Origin of the sequence: Methylorubrum thiocyanatum, assembly GCA_014138645.1 — a bacterium.
Taxonomy (GTDB): Bacteria; Pseudomonadota; Alphaproteobacteria; order Rhizobiales; family Beijerinckiaceae; genus Methylobacterium; species Methylobacterium thiocyanatum.
In genome coordinates this window covers 1-15,526 of sequence record JACJIB010000003.1, presented here as the reverse complement: position 1 = coordinate 15,526, position 15,526 = coordinate 1, and the positions used below count along the sequence as shown (strand labels likewise).

The 15,526-nt window shown below is 68.6% G+C and carries 15 protein-coding genes and 1 riboswitch; of the genes, 3 read left to right on the top strand and 12 right to left on the bottom strand.

Annotated elements, in window-relative coordinates; translation table 11 throughout:
* Positions 1 to 231: 231 nt before the first annotated feature.
* From nadC to nadA, 3 genes are read right to left on the bottom strand one after another with little or no spacing between them, the layout of a single operon-like run.
* Positions 232 to 1,092, bottom strand: coding sequence for a carboxylating nicotinate-nucleotide diphosphorylase (gene nadC / locus HNR51_RS07570; protein ID WP_182554546.1), 861 nt, complete (start codon positions 1,090 to 1,092; stop codon positions 232 to 234).
* A complete protein-coding gene (locus HNR51_RS07565) occupies positions 1,085 to 2,614 on the bottom strand; it encodes an L-aspartate oxidase (protein WP_182554545.1) in 1,530 nt (509 codons plus the stop codon). Before HNR51_RS07565 ends, nadC begins: the two co-directional genes overlap by 8 nt.
* Positions 2,614 to 3,657 (bottom strand): quinolinate synthase NadA, encoded by a 1,044-nt coding sequence (nadA, locus tag HNR51_RS07560; protein ID WP_182554544.1) that lies wholly within the window; start codon positions 3,655 to 3,657, stop codon positions 2,614 to 2,616. Before nadA ends, HNR51_RS07565 begins: the two co-directional genes overlap by 1 nt.
* Before the next feature lie 408 nt (positions 3,658 to 4,065).
* Between nadA and HNR51_RS07555 the strand changes: the two genes are divergently transcribed.
* On the top strand, positions 4,066 to 5,439 hold the full coding sequence (locus HNR51_RS07555) for a methyl-accepting chemotaxis protein (RefSeq protein ID WP_182554543.1): 1,374 nt from the start codon (positions 4,066 to 4,068) through the stop codon (positions 5,437 to 5,439).
* 70 nt (positions 5,440 to 5,509) lie between these two features.
* Here HNR51_RS07555 and HNR51_RS07550 read toward each other — a convergent pair whose 3' ends face one another.
* The 6 genes from HNR51_RS07550 to acnA form a co-directional block, all read right to left on the bottom strand.
* Complete coding sequence (locus tag HNR51_RS07550) at positions 5,510 to 5,818, bottom strand: hypothetical protein (RefSeq protein WP_182554542.1); 309 nt, start codon at positions 5,816 to 5,818, stop codon at positions 5,510 to 5,512.
* Entirely contained in the window at positions 5,818 to 6,144 is a 327-nt protein-coding gene (locus tag HNR51_RS07545; protein ID WP_012454641.1) for an EthD family reductase, read from the bottom strand. The genes HNR51_RS07550 and HNR51_RS07545 overlap by 1 nt, the downstream gene beginning before the upstream one ends.
* Before the next feature lie 84 nt (positions 6,145 to 6,228).
* Positions 6,229 to 7,560: an NAD(P)/FAD-dependent oxidoreductase gene (locus HNR51_RS07540; RefSeq protein WP_012454640.1), complete on the bottom strand. Its 1,332-nt coding sequence runs from the start codon at positions 7,558 to 7,560 to the stop codon at positions 6,229 to 6,231.
* A 159-nt stretch (positions 7,561 to 7,719) separates the two neighbouring features.
* Positions 7,720 to 8,367: a maleylacetoacetate isomerase gene (gene maiA / locus HNR51_RS07535; RefSeq protein WP_182554541.1), complete on the bottom strand. Its 648-nt coding sequence runs from the start codon at positions 8,365 to 8,367 to the stop codon at positions 7,720 to 7,722.
* A 40-nt stretch (positions 8,368 to 8,407) separates the two neighbouring features.
* Positions 8,408 to 8,707 carry an antibiotic biosynthesis monooxygenase family protein gene (locus HNR51_RS07530; protein ID WP_012454638.1) on the bottom strand — a complete coding sequence of 100 codons (300 nt, stop codon included), beginning with the start codon at positions 8,705 to 8,707 and terminating at the stop codon, positions 8,408 to 8,410.
* Between the two features lie 194 nt (positions 8,708 to 8,901).
* Complete coding sequence (gene acnA / locus HNR51_RS07525) at positions 8,902 to 11,601, bottom strand: aconitate hydratase AcnA (RefSeq protein WP_182554540.1); 2,700 nt, start codon at positions 11,599 to 11,601, stop codon at positions 8,902 to 8,904.
* 742 nt (positions 11,602 to 12,343) lie between these two features.
* Here acnA and ccmA point away from each other — a divergent pair.
* Positions 12,344 to 12,994, top strand: a complete 651-nt coding sequence (ccmA, locus tag HNR51_RS07520) for a heme ABC exporter ATP-binding protein CcmA (RefSeq protein WP_152277207.1) — start codon at positions 12,344 to 12,346, stop codon at positions 12,992 to 12,994.
* A complete protein-coding gene (gene ccmB / locus HNR51_RS07515) occupies positions 12,991 to 13,659 on the top strand; it encodes a heme exporter protein CcmB (RefSeq protein WP_012454635.1) in 669 nt (222 codons plus the stop codon). The genes ccmA and ccmB overlap by 4 nt, the downstream gene beginning before the upstream one ends.
* Before the next feature lie 40 nt (positions 13,660 to 13,699).
* On the opposite strand, the gene HNR51_RS07510 is transcribed toward ccmB, so the two are convergent.
* From HNR51_RS07510 to HNR51_RS26665, 3 genes are all read right to left on the bottom strand, one after another.
* Entirely contained in the window at positions 13,700 to 13,960 is a 261-nt protein-coding gene (locus tag HNR51_RS07510; RefSeq protein ID WP_012454634.1) for a hypothetical protein, read from the bottom strand.
* 125 nt (positions 13,961 to 14,085) lie between these two features.
* Positions 14,086 to 14,505, bottom strand: a complete 420-nt coding sequence (locus HNR51_RS07505; protein ID WP_141951606.1) for a hypothetical protein — start codon at positions 14,503 to 14,505, stop codon at positions 14,086 to 14,088.
* A 96-nt stretch (positions 14,506 to 14,601) separates the two neighbouring features.
* Positions 14,602 to 14,742, bottom strand: a complete 141-nt coding sequence (locus HNR51_RS26665; protein ID WP_182554999.1) for a hypothetical protein — start codon at positions 14,740 to 14,742, stop codon at positions 14,602 to 14,604.
* A 338-nt stretch (positions 14,743 to 15,080) separates the two neighbouring features.
* A riboswitch (cobalamin riboswitch) is annotated at positions 15,081 to 15,280 on the top strand.
* Positions 15,281 to 15,526 lie beyond the last annotated feature (246 nt).

Genomic DNA, 15,526 nt, shown 5'->3' with positions numbered 1-15,526 from the left:
ACGAACCGCCGCACGATGCCGTGCGGACCCTCGCCAAGGCGTAAACGCTCGCCGTCCAAAGCCAAGCTTGATTTGCAGTGCGGTATCGCTTCCGCCATCCTCGTGACCGTGTGGCCACACTGTGGCAGCTTGGCCTTACGCGCAAGGATTAGGGCGGCCGCCGGAACCTTCAGGGGCCGGCTCCGATCTCCGAGACCCGATGTGCGGAAGCGGCCCGGACGCGACCGGCCGCTACGCCGCGTCGAGCCCGAGATCAATGATCGCCGAGCTATGGGTGATCCAGCCGACCGAGATCAGGTCGACTCCCGAGGCAGCGACCGCGCCCACCGTCTCCCGGTTGATCCGGCCCGAGGCCTCGGTGACCGCGCGTCCATCGACCATGGCCACGGCCTGCCGCAGGGTGTCGGGGCTCATGTTGTCGAGGAGCACCGCATCGGCGCCGACCGACAGCGCCTGTTCGAGCTGGGCCAGGGTGTCGACCTCGACCTCGATCTTCACGAGGTGACCGGTCCGCGCCCGCGCCCGCTCGATCGCCGGGATGATGCCGCCGGCGACCGCAACGTGGTTGTCCTTGATCAGCACCGCGTCGTCGAGACCGAAGCGGTGATTCGAGCCGCCACCGGCGCGCACGGCATGCTTCTCCAGCGCCCTCAGGCCCGGCGTGGTCTTGCGGGTGCAGACGATCCGCGCCTTGCCGTGGGGGCGCGCCGCCTCGACCAGGGAGGCCGTGGCCGTCGCAACGCCGCTCAGGCGGCAGAGCAGGTTGAGGGCAACGCGCTCCGCGGTCAGCACGGCGCGGGCCGGGCCTGAAAGGCGGATCACCGTATCGCCCGGCACGACCCGGGCGCCGTCGCCACGCTCGACCGTGACGGACAGGCTCGGATCGATCAGTTCGAAGGCGATGGCGGCAGCGTCGGTTCCGGCGATCACCCCGTCTTGGCGGGAGGCGATGACCGCCTCCATGCGCTCGCCCGCCGGGATGATGGCGTCGGTGGTGATGTCGCCGGCCCGGCCGAGATCTTCGAGGAGCGCCGCCCGCACCACCGGCTCCACGAGGAGGCGCGGCAGCGGCAGCAGGACATCGTCAGGCATCGGTGAGTTCCTGCAGCGCGCGGGGAGCATCGGCCAGGGCGGGCGTGACCACGGCATGGCGGGCCGGACGGGGATCGGGATAGTCGCTGCGCCAGTGGGCACCGCGGCTCTCGCGCCGGTCGAGGGCGGCCCGGGCGATCATCAAGCCGGTGGCGGCCGCGTCGCTGCCCTGAGCGGCAAGGTCGGCGAGTTCGGCGACGGCCTGCGTCAGGCCCGCATCGTCCCGCACCACGCCGACCCCGCGTTCCATAATGCTACGAACCTTGCCGAGCGCCGCCGCGTCCGAAGATCGGATTTCGGGCAGCCGCACCGGGTGATCGGCGCTGGCAGGGGCCGGAGCGTCGCCGATCGACTCGGCGATGCGAGGCGCGAAGGCGAGCGCTTCGAGGAGCGAGTTGCTGGCGAGGCGGTTCGCGCCGTGCAGACCGGTCGAGGCGACTTCGCCGCAGGCCCAGAGGCCGGGCACGGTGCTGCGGCCGGCCTCGTCCACGAAGATCCCGCCCATGTGGTAGTGCGCGGCAGGGCGGACCGGGATCGGCAGGATCGCCGGATCGATGCCGGCCTCGGCGCAGAGCGCGGCGACGGTGGGGAAGCGTTGCGGCATCCGGGCGCCAAGGCTGCCGCGGGTGTCGAGATAGACCGTGCGCCCCCGGCTCAAGGCCTGGAAGATGCCGCGGGCCACGACGTCGCGCGGAGCGAGGTCGCCGCCCTCGATCCCCGCCATCACGGGAGCACCGAACTCGTCGATCAGCCGTGCGCCCTCGCCGCGGAGGGCCTCGGTCGCCAGCGGCATCGGATCGCGGCCGGCGGCGATGGCAGTGGGGTGGAACTGTACGAACTCAAGGTCGCGCAGGGCGGCGCCGGCCCGCGCCGCCGCGAGAAGGCCGCGGCCGAGGGCGCCGCGCGGGTTGGTGGTCGAGGCGTAGAGCGCGCCGATGCCGCCCGTCGCTAGAACCACGGCCCGGGCGGGCAGGCGGAACGCCGCGCCGTCGCGCTCGCACACCACGCCGCGCACCCGGCCCTCGGCATCCTGCATCAGGCCGTGCAGCCCGGCGACGAGGATCTCGATCGAGGGCGTTGCCTGGACCACGCGCACCAGCGCGTCGAGAACGGTTCGGCCGGTCGAATCGCCCCGCGCCCGCACGATGCGGCGGCGGCTGTGGGCGGCCTCCAGGCCGAGCGCCAGCGCGCCATCGGCCTCGCGGTCGAAGCCGGTCCCGAGGGCGACGAGCCAGTCGATCAGGCCCGGCCCGGCCTCGGCCACCCGAAGGGCGACATCGGGTTCGGTGAGGCCGGCGCCCGCGGCCCGGGTATCGGCCGCGTGGAGGGCGGGCGCGTCATCGGCGCCCATCGCGGCGGCGATGCCGCCCTGGGCCCAACCCGTGGCGGTGCCGGCCCCGAGAGGTGCCGCCGTGATGAGGGTGACGGGGCGCGGCGCCAGGCGCAGGGCCGTGGCGAGCCCGGCCACTCCGGCGCCGACCACGATCACGCGGTCGGCGGGGCTGCGGGCGAGGACGCTCATCAGGCGGCCTGCCGCGCTGAGACGGTCTGGGTCGGCTTGACCGCGAGCATCCGCTCGACGGCGAGGCGCGCCCGCTCGGCCAGTCCCTCCTCGACGGTGATCTCGTGCGTCATCGTCTCCAGAGCCTGCCGGATGTTGCGCAAGGAGATCCGCTTCATGTGCGGGCAGAGATTGCAGGGCTTGATGAACTCGATGTCGGGATTGGCCACCGCGATGTTGTCGGCCATCGAGCACTCGGTCACGAGCACCACCTGGGAGGGGCGCTTCTCGGTGACGTAGTTCATCATCATCGCCGTGGAGCCGGAGAAATCCGACGCCTCGACCACCTCCGGCGGGCATTCCGGGTGGGCGATCACGGTGATGCCGGGATAGCTGTCGCGTACCTCGGCGATGTCGGCCGGGGTGAAACGCTCGTGCACCTCGCAGTGCCCGGCCCAGGTCAGCAGCTCGACTTCCGGCACCTGCTGCTGGACGTTGCGGGCCAGGAACTCGTCCGGGATCATCAGCACCCGCGGCACGCCGAGGGCGCGCACAACATCGGCGGCGTTGCCTGAGGTGCAGCACACGTCCGACTCGGCCTTCACGGCCGCCGAGGTGTTGACGTAGGTCACGACGGGCACGCCCGGATACTTGGCGCGCAGTGCCCGCACGTCGGCCGCGGTGATCGAATCGGCGAGCGAGCAGCCCGCGGCCATATCGGGCATCAGCACGGTCTTGCGCGGGTTCAGGAGCTTGGCGGTCTCGGCCATGAAGTGGACGCCGGCCAGCACAATGACGTCCGCATCGACCCGTGCCGCCTCGCGCGCCAGAGCGAGGCTGTCGCCGACGATGTCCGCCACGGTGTGGAAGATCTCCGGCGCCTGATAATTATGCGCCAGAACCACCGCGTTGCGCTCGCGTTTCAGGCGCAGGATCGCCTCCACGTCGGGAGCGAGCGCCGGCCACTCGATGGCAGGCACGTGACGGCTCACGCGCTCGTAGAGGTCGGGCAGCGGAAAGGCCCGTCCGGCCGGCTCGCGAAGGGCGGATCCTGCCTCGGACATCGCGGTCTCCTTTATGCTCAAAGTGAGCATTGTGCCGCCTAACTTAGGGGCCGCGATCTGCCTTGTCCAGATATGCTGAGACTGAGCATAACGATTTTGCGACGCAAACTTTTGCTGCGTTCGCACAGTCTGAACGCCTTGGCAGCGCCCGGCTCAAATTTTCGAGAGAGTGGATGACGATCTGCTACGTTATCCCGGTCACAGCTGTGTAACCTAAAATGCGCCTATGGCGCCTTCTCAATGCGACGTTAACCGCTACGGGGCGATGATCTATCGCGCCACTAAAGAGAGATCTGTGTCAGGTGGTTTTGCAATCGGTCGTTGTGTGATCGGCTTCCGACAAAACTGTCCCGGATAGGCCTCTCGACAATAAACCGGCGTGGGAAACATTGGGGGCTTTCTGAAACCATGCTGCCTCTCAGGCTCCGTCTCAGCGCCGGCGCTCCGACGCCGGTCTCATCCACTCTGCCGGAGACCGGTGCGTCCGACGAAGCGCGCTTGATCGGCGCACTCAAACGATTGGCGGATCGGACCGGCCTCGACCACGCCTCGGCGACGGAAAGTGCCGTTGATGCGGCTCTGAGCGATCTCGAGCGGTCGCAGCGCAAGGATTTGCGCGCGGAGCGGGCAAACCTCGCCGCGGTCACCAAGGAAGCCTCGGAAGCGGCGATCAATATCGGCTGGACGACCTACGACGTCGGCGAGGTCGCGCAATCGACGCAGACCATCGCGAGCGCCATCGAGGAAATGGTCGCCTCCATCGCCGAGGTTGCGGAGACCTCCGAGGCGGCCGGCGCGAGTGCCGCCGAGGCGCGGGAGTCGATGACCGCCTGCATGTCCGATGTCGGCAACGCCCGCTCGGCCATGGATGCGATTCGCGACCGCACGCACCAGATCGACGAGCGCCTCCAGCTCCTGCAGAACGCCATCGCCGAGATCGGCAGCATGGCCGGCACCATCGCCACGATTTCCAGCCAGACCAACCTGCTGGCGCTCAACGCCACCATCGAGGCGGCGCGTGCCGGCGAGGCGGGCCGCGGCTTCTCCGTGGTGGCCGCGGAAGTCAAATCGCTCTCAGGTCAGACCGCCCGGTCGACCGAGCAGATCCGCACCTGGCTCAATACGCTTCAGGGCGAGATGAGCCAGATCGCCCGTGCCGTCGAGGAGAGCCGCGGAGCGGTCTCCACCGGCAGCACCGTGGTCGACAGCCTCGGAGCCCGAGTCGAGAGCGCAGCCGGGCGGATCGCCCGCACGAGCGAGATGAACGCTTCGCTCGCGGCGGCCATCACGCAGCAGAGCAGCGCGACGGCGGAGATCTCGAGCAGCGTCCAGAGCATCGCCACCAAGGCGTCGAAGACCCGAACCGAGATCGAGAGCATCACCAAGCGCCTGGTGAAGGCCGAGACACTGGCACAGACGGCCTTGGCGGATTCGAACGGGCTCGACCTCTACGAACTGGTGCGCCTGCCGGCCGATCTCGGTCTGTGGAAGCGCGGGCTCGCGACGATCCTGCTCGGTGCCGCCGCCGCCGATTCGGCCGCCGCGATCCTGCGCGGCCGAGCCGCCCGGAAAGCGGTGGAAGCGATCGCGTCCGATCCTGCACGCCGGTCGGCGGCGGAAGCGTTCCTGAAGGCCGAGGCCACGGCGCACGAAGAGGCCGAGCGCATGGTCAAGGCGATCGCTCAGACCAATTGGGATGTCGGCACGCCGGCCTATCAAGCCGCCAGCGCGGCGATGAAGGAGATGATCGCCGCCGCCGCCCGGATCGTCGAGGCGGCCTGAGCCGCCGCAGCATCGTCAGGTCAGATCGGGGCCGCCCTGCCGGTGAGGCAGGTGCGGCCCCGGCCGCGATTCAGGCGGCCGCGTCATCATCGAGCGTCGGATCGCCGGTCCAGGCCGTGGCGAAGGCGGCCAGATGGCGCGCATCGGAGAAAGCGAGCACCGTCACGGTGCGCTCCGCCGGCGCCGCACCCGGATAGGGCGCGAGCAACACCGTCTCCTGTGAGAGGCGGGCGTCGGGCGCCTGGGCATCGAGCCACGCCCGCGCCTCCGGCGTCAGCGTCGCCGGATCGGCGAGCGCCCGCGAATCGGAGCGCAGCACGATGATCGTCGTGCCGAGCGCCGGATTGGCCTCCTGAATCTGCTTGATGATGTCGATCATCAGCCTCTCACTTCCGACGCCGCGAAGTCGCTGAGCTGCACCGCCGGTTGCGTATCGGTGAAGTTCGGGATGTCCCCGAAGATTTCCGGCCCGTCCGCCGTCGCCGCGGCCTTGAACGCATCCGCCGATTCGAAACGCAGATGCGCCACGACCTGATAGGGCGGCGCCCCGCCATCCGGCGTACCGACACCCTTCACCACCGTGTAATCGTGGAGTCCCTTCGAGGTCCAGCGCTTGCTGACCAGCGGCATGTGCTTGTTGAGATAGTAGTCCATGTCGAAGCGGGTGCCGGCGCCGCTCGGATACATCACGCTGACGAGGATCATGGCGTCTCCTTACGCCGGCTCCTTCTTCGGGCCGGCGGACCGGAACATGACGCACCCGGCCGCCGGATCAAGCCGGACCCTTCGTCAGTGCAGTTTGACCCGCGGCTCGGTGCGACGGGTGAGCGCCCGGGCCAGGGCATCGAGGCTCGTCTTCCACCAGCCGTTCACCGCCGTCTCGTGCATCTTGTAGAGCGAGCGGTACATCAGCCGGGCGAAGAGGCCGGCGATGAACATGTTCTTCCCCTGGATGAAGCCCATCAGGTTGCCGACCGCGGTGTACTCGCCGAGCGAGACCAGCGAGCCGAAGTCGCGATACTTGAACGGCTTCAGCGGTTTACCAGCGAGGCGATTGGCCATCTGCCCATAGAGGTGCGAGGCCTGCTGGTGGGCGGCCTGGGCCCGCGGCGGGATCGGCGTCTGCGAGCCCTCCTCCACGAGATAGGCGCAGTCCCCCATGGCGAAGACGTCCGGGTCGCGGGAGGTCTGCAGCGTCGCCGTCACGACGAGCTGGTTGTTGCGGGTGCTTTCCAACCCGCCGAGATCCTTGAGAAAGGCCGGCCCCTTCACGCCCGCGGCCCAGACCACGAGTTCGGAGGGAATGAAGCCGCCATCGGCGAGCTGAACGCCGTCGGCCCGCACCTCGGTGACGCGGGCCTGCACCCGCACCTCGACGCCGATCTTGGCGAGTTGCCCCATCACCTCGACCGCGAGCCGCTGCGGCACCGCCGGCAGGATGCGGTCGGCCGCCTCGATCAGGGTGATCTTGAGATCCTTGGCCGGATCGATGCGGTCGAGGCCGGTGCGGGCGACCTCGCGGGTGGTGCGATGCAACTCTGCCGCCAACTCGGTGCCGGTCGCCCCCGCGCCGATCACGGCGACGTGGAGCTGACCGGGGCGCACCGGCCCCTCCTGGGTGTGGGCGCGCAGCATGCCGTTGACGAGCCGCTGATGGAAGCGCAGCGCCTGCTCCTTGGTGTCGAGGGCGATGGCGTGCTCGGCCACACCCGGCGTGCCAAAATCGTTGGTGGTGGAGCCCACCGCCATGATCAGCGTGTCGTAGGGGATGTCGCGCACGGGGGTGACCTCGCGCCCCTCGCTGTCGCGGCTGGCGGCGAGACGGATCACCCGCTTCTCACGATCGAGACCGGTCATCTCGCCGATCCGGTAGCGGAAGTGATTGGCGTGGGCGTGGTGCAGGTAATCGACCGCGTGGTGGCCGACATCGAGCGAGCCGGCGGCGACCTCGTGCAGAAGCGGCTTCCAGATATGGGTGCGCGCCCGGTCCACCAGCGTGACATGCGCCTTGCCGCGCTTGCCGTACTTGTTGCCGAGCTTGGTCACCAGCTCCAGCCCGGCGGCCCCTCCTCCCACGACGACGATCTTGTGCTGATCCGTGACCGATTCGCTCGGAACCATCCTCGCCCCACTCGCCTCGCGGCCCGCTTCTGCCAGCGGCCCTTCAGTTTGGAATGATCTTACATCAGTAACCGTGCAAGCACCCACACGTTCGCAACGTGCCTGCGACGCAAATCCTGCATTACTGACCGGGCGTTTTCATAAAAAAATTTTTTTGCCTTACGAAGCAGGGGCGCCGGGCTGCCGAAGGGGATGGGCACGGGCGACCGCATCGAGCGCGAGCAGTTCCTCGGCGATCCGCTTCACCGTCGGGTAGGGGGCGGTCTCGATGTCGAAGATCCCGGTGCCGACCCACAGGCTGATGAGGCACAGATCGGCGTGGCTCACCGCGTCGCCCTGGCAGAACCGGCCGGTGCCCGGCTCGGTGGAGAGGCGGGTCTCCAGGGTCTTGAGGCCGGTGGTGAAGGCGTTGCGCAGGAACTCCAGCATCCGCTCCCGCGGCAGGCCGTAATGTTCCATGAGGAAGGTGCGCACCCGCGGCACGTAGAGGGGGTGGGTGTCGCAGGCGACGACCTGAGCGAGCGAGCGGGCCCGTGCCCGCGCCCGCGGCTCCTCGGGGAGCAGCGAGACGCCGGGACGGGTCTCCTCGAGATAATCGAGGATCGCCAGGGACTGCGTCAGCGGCGGCCCGTCGCCGTCGAACAGGGCCGGCACCGCGCCTTGCGGATTGATCTTGAGAAAGTCGGGCTTGTGCTGATCGCCGGCGTCGAGATCGAGGAACACCTCTTCGTAGGCGATGCCCTTGAGATTGAGGGCGATGCGCACACGGAAAGCCGCCGCCGAGCGCCAGTTGCCGTACATCTTCACGAGACCGTCTCCCCTTCGTGGTCCGGCCCTTGGCGGCCGTTCAGAACGCCTGAAGCGTCAGTTCGGTGTGCTCCACCTGGGGCGGGGCCTCGAAGTACGGAGAGACCATCGCCCGGTAGTCCTTCCAGGCCTGCGAGCCAGTGAAGTCCTGGGTGTGCGCCTCCAGCGTATCCCACTCGATCAGCAGGCGGTAGCGCTGCGGCTTCTCGACGGAGCGCCGCACGGCGAAGCTGCGGCAGCCGGCGGCGGCGCGGAAGATCTCGGCGGCCTTGGCGATGGCGGCCTCGAACTCGGCTTCCGTGCCGGGCTTCAGATCGATCTGCGCGATTTCGAGGATCATGGAGGTCGCTTCCCAGGATGCCCGCCGCGTCGACCGGGCGGAGTGTTCGGGAGAGCGGCGATAGCCGATGTGCCGACGAGACGTCGAGTCGCGGCGGCTGCCGCGTCGTTCCTCATCACGAGGAGCGGCCCGCTGAATGAAAAAGCCCCTCCCTTGCGGGAGAGGCTTTCAACTTGCGCGAGCGAGGGCGGCGATTACGCCGCCAGGGACCGCAGCACGTAGGGCAGGATGCCGCCGTTGCGGAAGTATTCCAGCTCGTCGAGGGTATCGATCCGGCAGGTCAGCGGCACCTCCCGCTTCGAGCCGTCGGCGGAGGCGATCTCCGCGATCAGGGTCTGACGCGGCTTCAGCTCGCCGGCCAGCCCCTTGATCGTCACCGTCTCGTCGCCCTTGAGGCCGAGCGATTGCCAGGATTCCTCGCCCTGGAAGACCAGCGGGACCACGCCCATGCCGACGAGGTTCGAGCGGTGGATGCGCTCGAAGCTCTCGGCGATCACGGCGCGCACGCCGAGCAGCTTGGTGCCCTTGGCCGCCCAATCGCGGGACGATCCGGTGCCGTACTCCTTGCCGGCGAATACGACGAGCGGCGTTCCCTCCGCCGCGTATCGCTGCGCGGCGTCGTAGATGTACATCCGCTCGCCGTCCGGCTGATGCAGCGTCCAGCCGCCCTCGACGACGTTGCCGGCCTCATCCCGCACCATCTGGTTCTTGATGCGGATGTTGGCGAACGTGCCCCGCATCATGACTTCGTGGTTGCCGCGGCGCGTGCCGTACTGATTGAAGTCCTGCACCCGCACCTGATGCTCCTGCAGGTACTCACCGGCGGGCGAGGCCGCACGGATGTTCCCGGCGGGCGAGATGTGGTCCGTCGTGATCGAATCGAGGAACAGGCCGAGGATGCGCGCGCCCTCGATGTCGGTGATCGGGTCTGGCGTCTTGGTCATGCCCTCGAAATAGGGCGGGTTCTGCACGTAGGTGGAGCCGGCATCCCAGGCGAAGGTCTCGGCCTCGGTGACTTCGACGCCCTTCCAGTTGGCGTCGCCGCTGAACACATCGGCATAGCGGCTCTTGAACAGCTCCGAGGTGATGTTCTCCTCGATGAAGCGGTTCACCTCCTCCGAGGTCGGCCAGATGTCCTTCAGATAGACCGGCTGGCCGTCCGAACCCTGCCCCAGCGGCTCCTTGGTGATGTCGATCTGGAGCGAGCCGGCGAGCGCGTAGGCGACCACCAGCGGCGGCGAGGCGAGGTAGTTCGCCCGCACATCCGGGTTCACGCGGCCCTCGAAGTTGCGGTTGCCCGAGAGCACCGCCGCCGCGACCACGTCGTTGTCATTGATCGCCTTCGAGATCGGGGCCGGAAGCGGGCCCGAATTGCCGATGCAGGTGGTGCAGCCGAAGCCGACGAGGTTGAAGCCGAGCGCGTCGAGGCTCGTCTGCAGGCCGGACTTCTCGAGATACTCACCGACGACCTGCGATCCGGGGGCCAGCGAGGTCTTCACCCACGGCTTCGAAGTCAGGCCCTTGGCAACCGCGTTGCGGGCGAGCAGGCCGGCGCCGATCATCACGCTCGGGTTCGAGGTGTTGGTGCAGGAGGTGATCGCGGCGATCACCACATCGCCGTGGCCGATGTCGAAGTTCGTGCCCTCGACGGGGAAGCGGCTGGCGATGTCGGCCGCCTTCTTGAACTCCTTCTCCATGGCGTCGGCGAAGCCGGCCTTGGCAGCGTCGAGCAGAACCCGGTCCTGCGGGCGCTTCGGGCCGGCGAGCGACGGGCGCACGGTGCCCATGTCGAGTTCGAGCGTATCGGTGAAGACCGGATCGGGCGTCTGCGCGTCGCGCCACATGCCCTGCGCCTTGGCGTAGGCTTCGACCAGGGCGATACGGTCGTCCTGACGGCCGGTGACCTTCAGGAAGTCGATGGTCTTCTGGTCGATGGGGAAGAAGCCGCAGGTGGCGCCGTATTCGGGCGCCATGTTGGAGATCGTGGCGCGGTCGGCGACCGGCATGTCCTCGAGGCCCGGGCCGTAGAACTCCACGAACTTGCCGACGACGCCCTTCTTGCGCAGCATCTGCGTGACGGTGAGCACGAGGTCGGTCGCGGTGGTGCCTTCCGGCAGCTTGCCGGACAGCTTGAAGCCGATCACCTCGGGAATCAGCATCGACAGGGGCTGGCCGAGCATGGCCGCCTCCGCCTCGATGCCGCCGACGCCCCAGCCGAGGACGGCCAGACCATTGACCATGGTGGTGTGCGAGTCGGTGCCGACGAGCGAGTCGGGATAGGCGATCTCGGCGCCGTCCTCGTTCCTCGTCCAGACCGTCTGCGACAGGTATTCGAGGTTCACCTGGTGGCAGATGCCGGTACCCGGGGGCACGACGGAGAAGTTGCGGAAGGCCGACTGGCCCCATTTGAGGAAGGTGTAGCGTTCGCCGTTGCGCGCGTATTCGAGCGCGACGTTGTCGCCGAGCGCCTTCGGGGTGCCGAATTCGTCCACGATCACCGAGTGATCGATGACGAGATCGACCGGGACCAGAGGATTGATCTTCTGCGGGTCGCCACCGAGCGAGGCCATGGCGTCGCGCATTGCCGCGAGATCGACCACGGCGGGCACGCCAGTGAAGTCCTGCATCAGCACGCGGGAGGGGCGGAAGGCGATTTCGGTCTCGGCCTTGCCCTTGTTGCCGAGCCACGCGACGGCGGCCTCGATGTCGCCCTTGCGGACGGAGCGGTCGTCCTCGAAGCGAAGAAGGTTCTCGAGAATCACCTTCATCGAGAAGGGCAGCGCGGCCGCATCGGCCAAGCCGTTCTTCTGAGCCTCGGGGATCGAGAAATAGGTGTAGGTCTTGCCACCTGCCTCAAGCGTCTGGCGAGCCTTGAAACTGTCGAGCGATGCCACGGCGAGTCGGGTCCTGAGCTGGCGTTAGCGAACACGGAGCAGGCATAACCTGCGCCACGAGAGGTGTTCGGCCGGATGCGCTCCAAGGAGCGCGCGCCGCCCCGGGGGTGCCCGGGTAGCGAGTGCGTTCGACGGAGCCCCGGGCGCCGGGGCCCTCGCGGAAAACACTCAGGATGGTGCGCGAGGGGCGGTTTGGACGCCCTTGAATGATCGCGCGGCGCAGCCTGCGCCGGTCTATAGAACGTTTCGAAATTGGCCGCTACTGGCCCGATGACACAGGCGCGCGAGTGACATTCCGTCACTAGGCGGCGCGCAAAGGTGTGGGCCAGTGTTCCGTCCAGAGGCCGCGCTCAGTCCTCGTCGGCGCTGGTTCGGCGCAGGTGTAGCAGCGGCGCTCCGCTGCCCGGAACGGGTCGAGCCGGTCCGGAATCGGGCGGCCAAGCCGGGCCTTCGACGGCGCGCGTCCTTCCAATGCAGTGGGACCCCGAGCTGCCTCCTCTCCGGTCGGGCGGGGCGGAGCCTGCAGAGCCGGATCGGCGTCGATGATCGGCGATCGTGGCTCAAGGCTGAATCCTCCCGCCCTCAATCGAAGCGAGGCCGGCCCGCACGGTTCGCGCCGTGCCGGACGATGGGCTATAGGCCGCGCGAGGCCGTCGATCCCTCGCGACGAGGGGAAGATCCACCGGCCGTCCCTGGGGTGACGACGAGACGTGCGGACTTTTCCCTCATCGAAGGCCGAACCGTGCGGTTGATCGTCGAGAACCTCGCCTGCCGCCGTTCCGGGCGGCGGATCTTTTCCGGCTTGTCCTTCACCCTCGAACCGGGCGAGGGACTGATGGTTACCGGGCGCAACGGCGCGGGCAAGTCGAGCCTGCTGACGATGCTCGCCGGACGCCTCAAGCCCGATGCCGGTACGATCCGGGCCGAGGGCATCGGCGAGGCGACCCTGCCGGAATGCCTTCACGTGATCGGACATCGCGACGGGCTGAAATCGGCGCTGACCGCCACCGAGAACCTGGAATTCGCCCGCGATCTCCTCGGCCATCCGGCGGCCTCGCCGCAGGCCGCCCTGGATGCGATGGGTCTGCCGCACGTGGCGCGGCTGCCCGTCGGCTACCTGTCGGCGGGGCAGCGGCGGCGGGTAGCGCTGGCGCGGCTCCTGGTCTGCCGCCGTCCGCTCTGGCTCCTCGACGAACCGACCGCCGCGCTCGACCTCGCCTCGCAGGGGGTGCTGGCCGGCCTGATGGGGCGCCACCGGGCCGAAGGCGGCCTCGTGATTGCCGCAACGCACCAAGCGCTCGGCCTGGAGGATGCCCGCGAGCTGCGCATCGCTGCCGCCGCGGTCGACGACAGGTGCGAGGAGGACACGTTCGAGACGGAGAACTGGCTGTGATCCGCGCCTTCTCCGCCTTGCTCGCCCGCGATCTGAAGCTCGCCGCCCGGGTCGGCGGCTCGGGCGCGCTGTCGCTCGTCTTCTTCCTGATGATCGTGGTGCTCGTGCCCTTCGCGCTCGGGCCCGACCTGAATCTGCTATCGCGGATCGGCCCCGCCATCCTCTGGCTCTCGGCGGTGCTCGCCACCTTGATCGGCCTCGACCGGCTGTTTCAATCCGACGAGGAGGACGGCTCGCTCGACCTGATGACGGGCGCCGCCGTACCGCTGGAAGTGGTCGTGCTGGCCAAGGTGCTGGCCTCCTGGCTCACGACCGGCCTGCCCCTCGCCCTTGCTTCGCCGCTGTTCGGCCTGCTGGTCGCGCTCTCCCCGAAAGCCATGGCAGCCACGGCGCTGACGCTCGCCCTCGGCACGCCGGCGCTGGCCTTCGTCGGTGCGGTCGGTGCGGCACTGACCGCCACGATCCGCCGTGGCGGTCTGATCCTGGCGATCGTCGTGCTGCCGCTGATGATCCCGACCCTGATCTTCGGCGTCTCGGCGGCAGAGGCCGCGCTCGGCGGTACGGTGCCGTTCACGACCCCCTTGACGGTGCTGGCAGCCCTGAGCCTCATCGCGGCGGTGACAGGCACCCTGGCCGCCGCCGCCGCGCTCCGCTGGTCGGAGTGAACCGAAGGCGGAGAGAGGGGAAAACGCCGTTCGGCCGATCCTACTTGTCGCAGCCGATGCAGATTCCGGTATCGATCTTGTCGTCCTTCTTCTCCATGGCCGTCTCGCGATCGATGCTGCTCGGATCGCGCCGCTCGCCGCCTCCGGCGGGCGGCATCGTCCGGCCGACGGACGAGGTATTCGGCGCGTAGATCGTGGAAGCCGGATCACCGCCGGTTCCGGTCTGTGCGGGCCCCTGGGCAAAGGCGGGGGCGGCGAAGACGGCCGTCAGGGCCGCAGCGGAGATAAGACGTGCGATCATTGGTTGACTCCCTTGGAGTTGCAACGCGCTAGCCTCTCCCCGGTTCAGGCTCCAGGGCGGTTGCGGCACGTCCGCCCCTTGCCACCGGCATGACCGTACGAGGGCCGTTCGGCGGGCTGCAACGCTCAGTCAGGCCAGCAGATCGTCGCCTCGCGCAAGCCCATCAACTGCGCCTCGCCGAGACCGAACGAGCGGGAGGCATCGAACACCTCACCCGACACGCTCACCTCGCAATCCTCTCCGAGACCGCCACCGGCGCACATGGCCAGGGCACGCGTGCGACCCCGCGTCTCCGCCGCAGCGACCCGGATCAAGAGCTTGCCGGCCGCGCGGACCGTTCCGTCCGCGTCCTGCGGCGACAGGCCGATACAGGTGATCTCGTCCTCGTTGGCGTAGACGAGATGGCAGTGATCGAGGGTGACGCGCTCACCGATATGGTGACGGGCGGCTCCGGCGAAGGCGACGACATCCGCCGGTGCGTCGAGCGCCCCGGCCCCGGACGGAACTGCCAGCCCGGTCAACACCAGCACGCATCCGATGCGCATCGCCCTTCCCCTTCGAACGCTCCCGTCCCAACCGATTTCGCAATTTTCGGGCCGGACGGGATCAGGGAATCGGGAGCCCCCTGGAAGGCGGTCGCGTCAGTGGGTCTGGCCCGTCGCCGGGGCGTGGGTGTTCTGGTTGTCGGTCGGGCCGGTGCGGGTGAAGGCGAAGACGACGACGGCCGCCATGATCAGCAGCACGACGGGGAAGGCGTACATCCAGCGGGGCATCTCAGGCATCCATGGTGGGGAATCCGGACGACCGGAACCCGCAAGCGGCCGATTGGCTCCACCGGGCCAAGCCAACATATGCGAGCCGCGCATGGCCGTTCCGACACGCGGTCCGTTGTATTGTGCAGTGCAACGTGACAAATAGCGGTCATACGGGATCGCGATGGCGTCGCGGCCCCGTAGCCCTTCTTGGGCGTTTCCTCCCTAGACTTCGGGCCGCTCCAATCGGGGCGGCCTTTTTTCTTGCCGCCTCGTGGGGTCGCCCGCCGCGCGCACCCGGCTCCGGGGCCGATGTAATATTGTTGCACAAACATCGACGGAGCGATTGACCGCGGTACCGCTCTGCTCCTAGCTTGGCCGTTGACGGTTCCCGCAAGGGATCAAAAGGGAACGCGGTGAGGGGTCCATGCGCCCAATCCCGCGGCTGCCCCCGCAACTGTGAGCGGAGAGCCCTCCATCACCACGTCACTGGGCACGCCTCGCCTGGGAAGACGATGGAGGACGACGACCCGCGAGCCAGGAGACCTGCCGTCATCCGTGGTCACACGCGAGCCATGCCGGACGGGGGATTCCAGCAGGTGTCGAGACGCTGACGGCCCTCGGCCGGACGCGATTCGGCCTCGTTCGCGGTGACGTGCCACCGCTGTGCTCGAGGCTTGCCCGTCCCATGTCACCGATTTACCGCCACGTCTGCGGCTGGTCCCTGCTGTCCGTCGCGGCCGCCCTTCCTCTCGCGATGCCCGGCCCGGCCCAGGCTCAGGAAGCTCCCACGCGGCTCGACGAGATCGCCGTG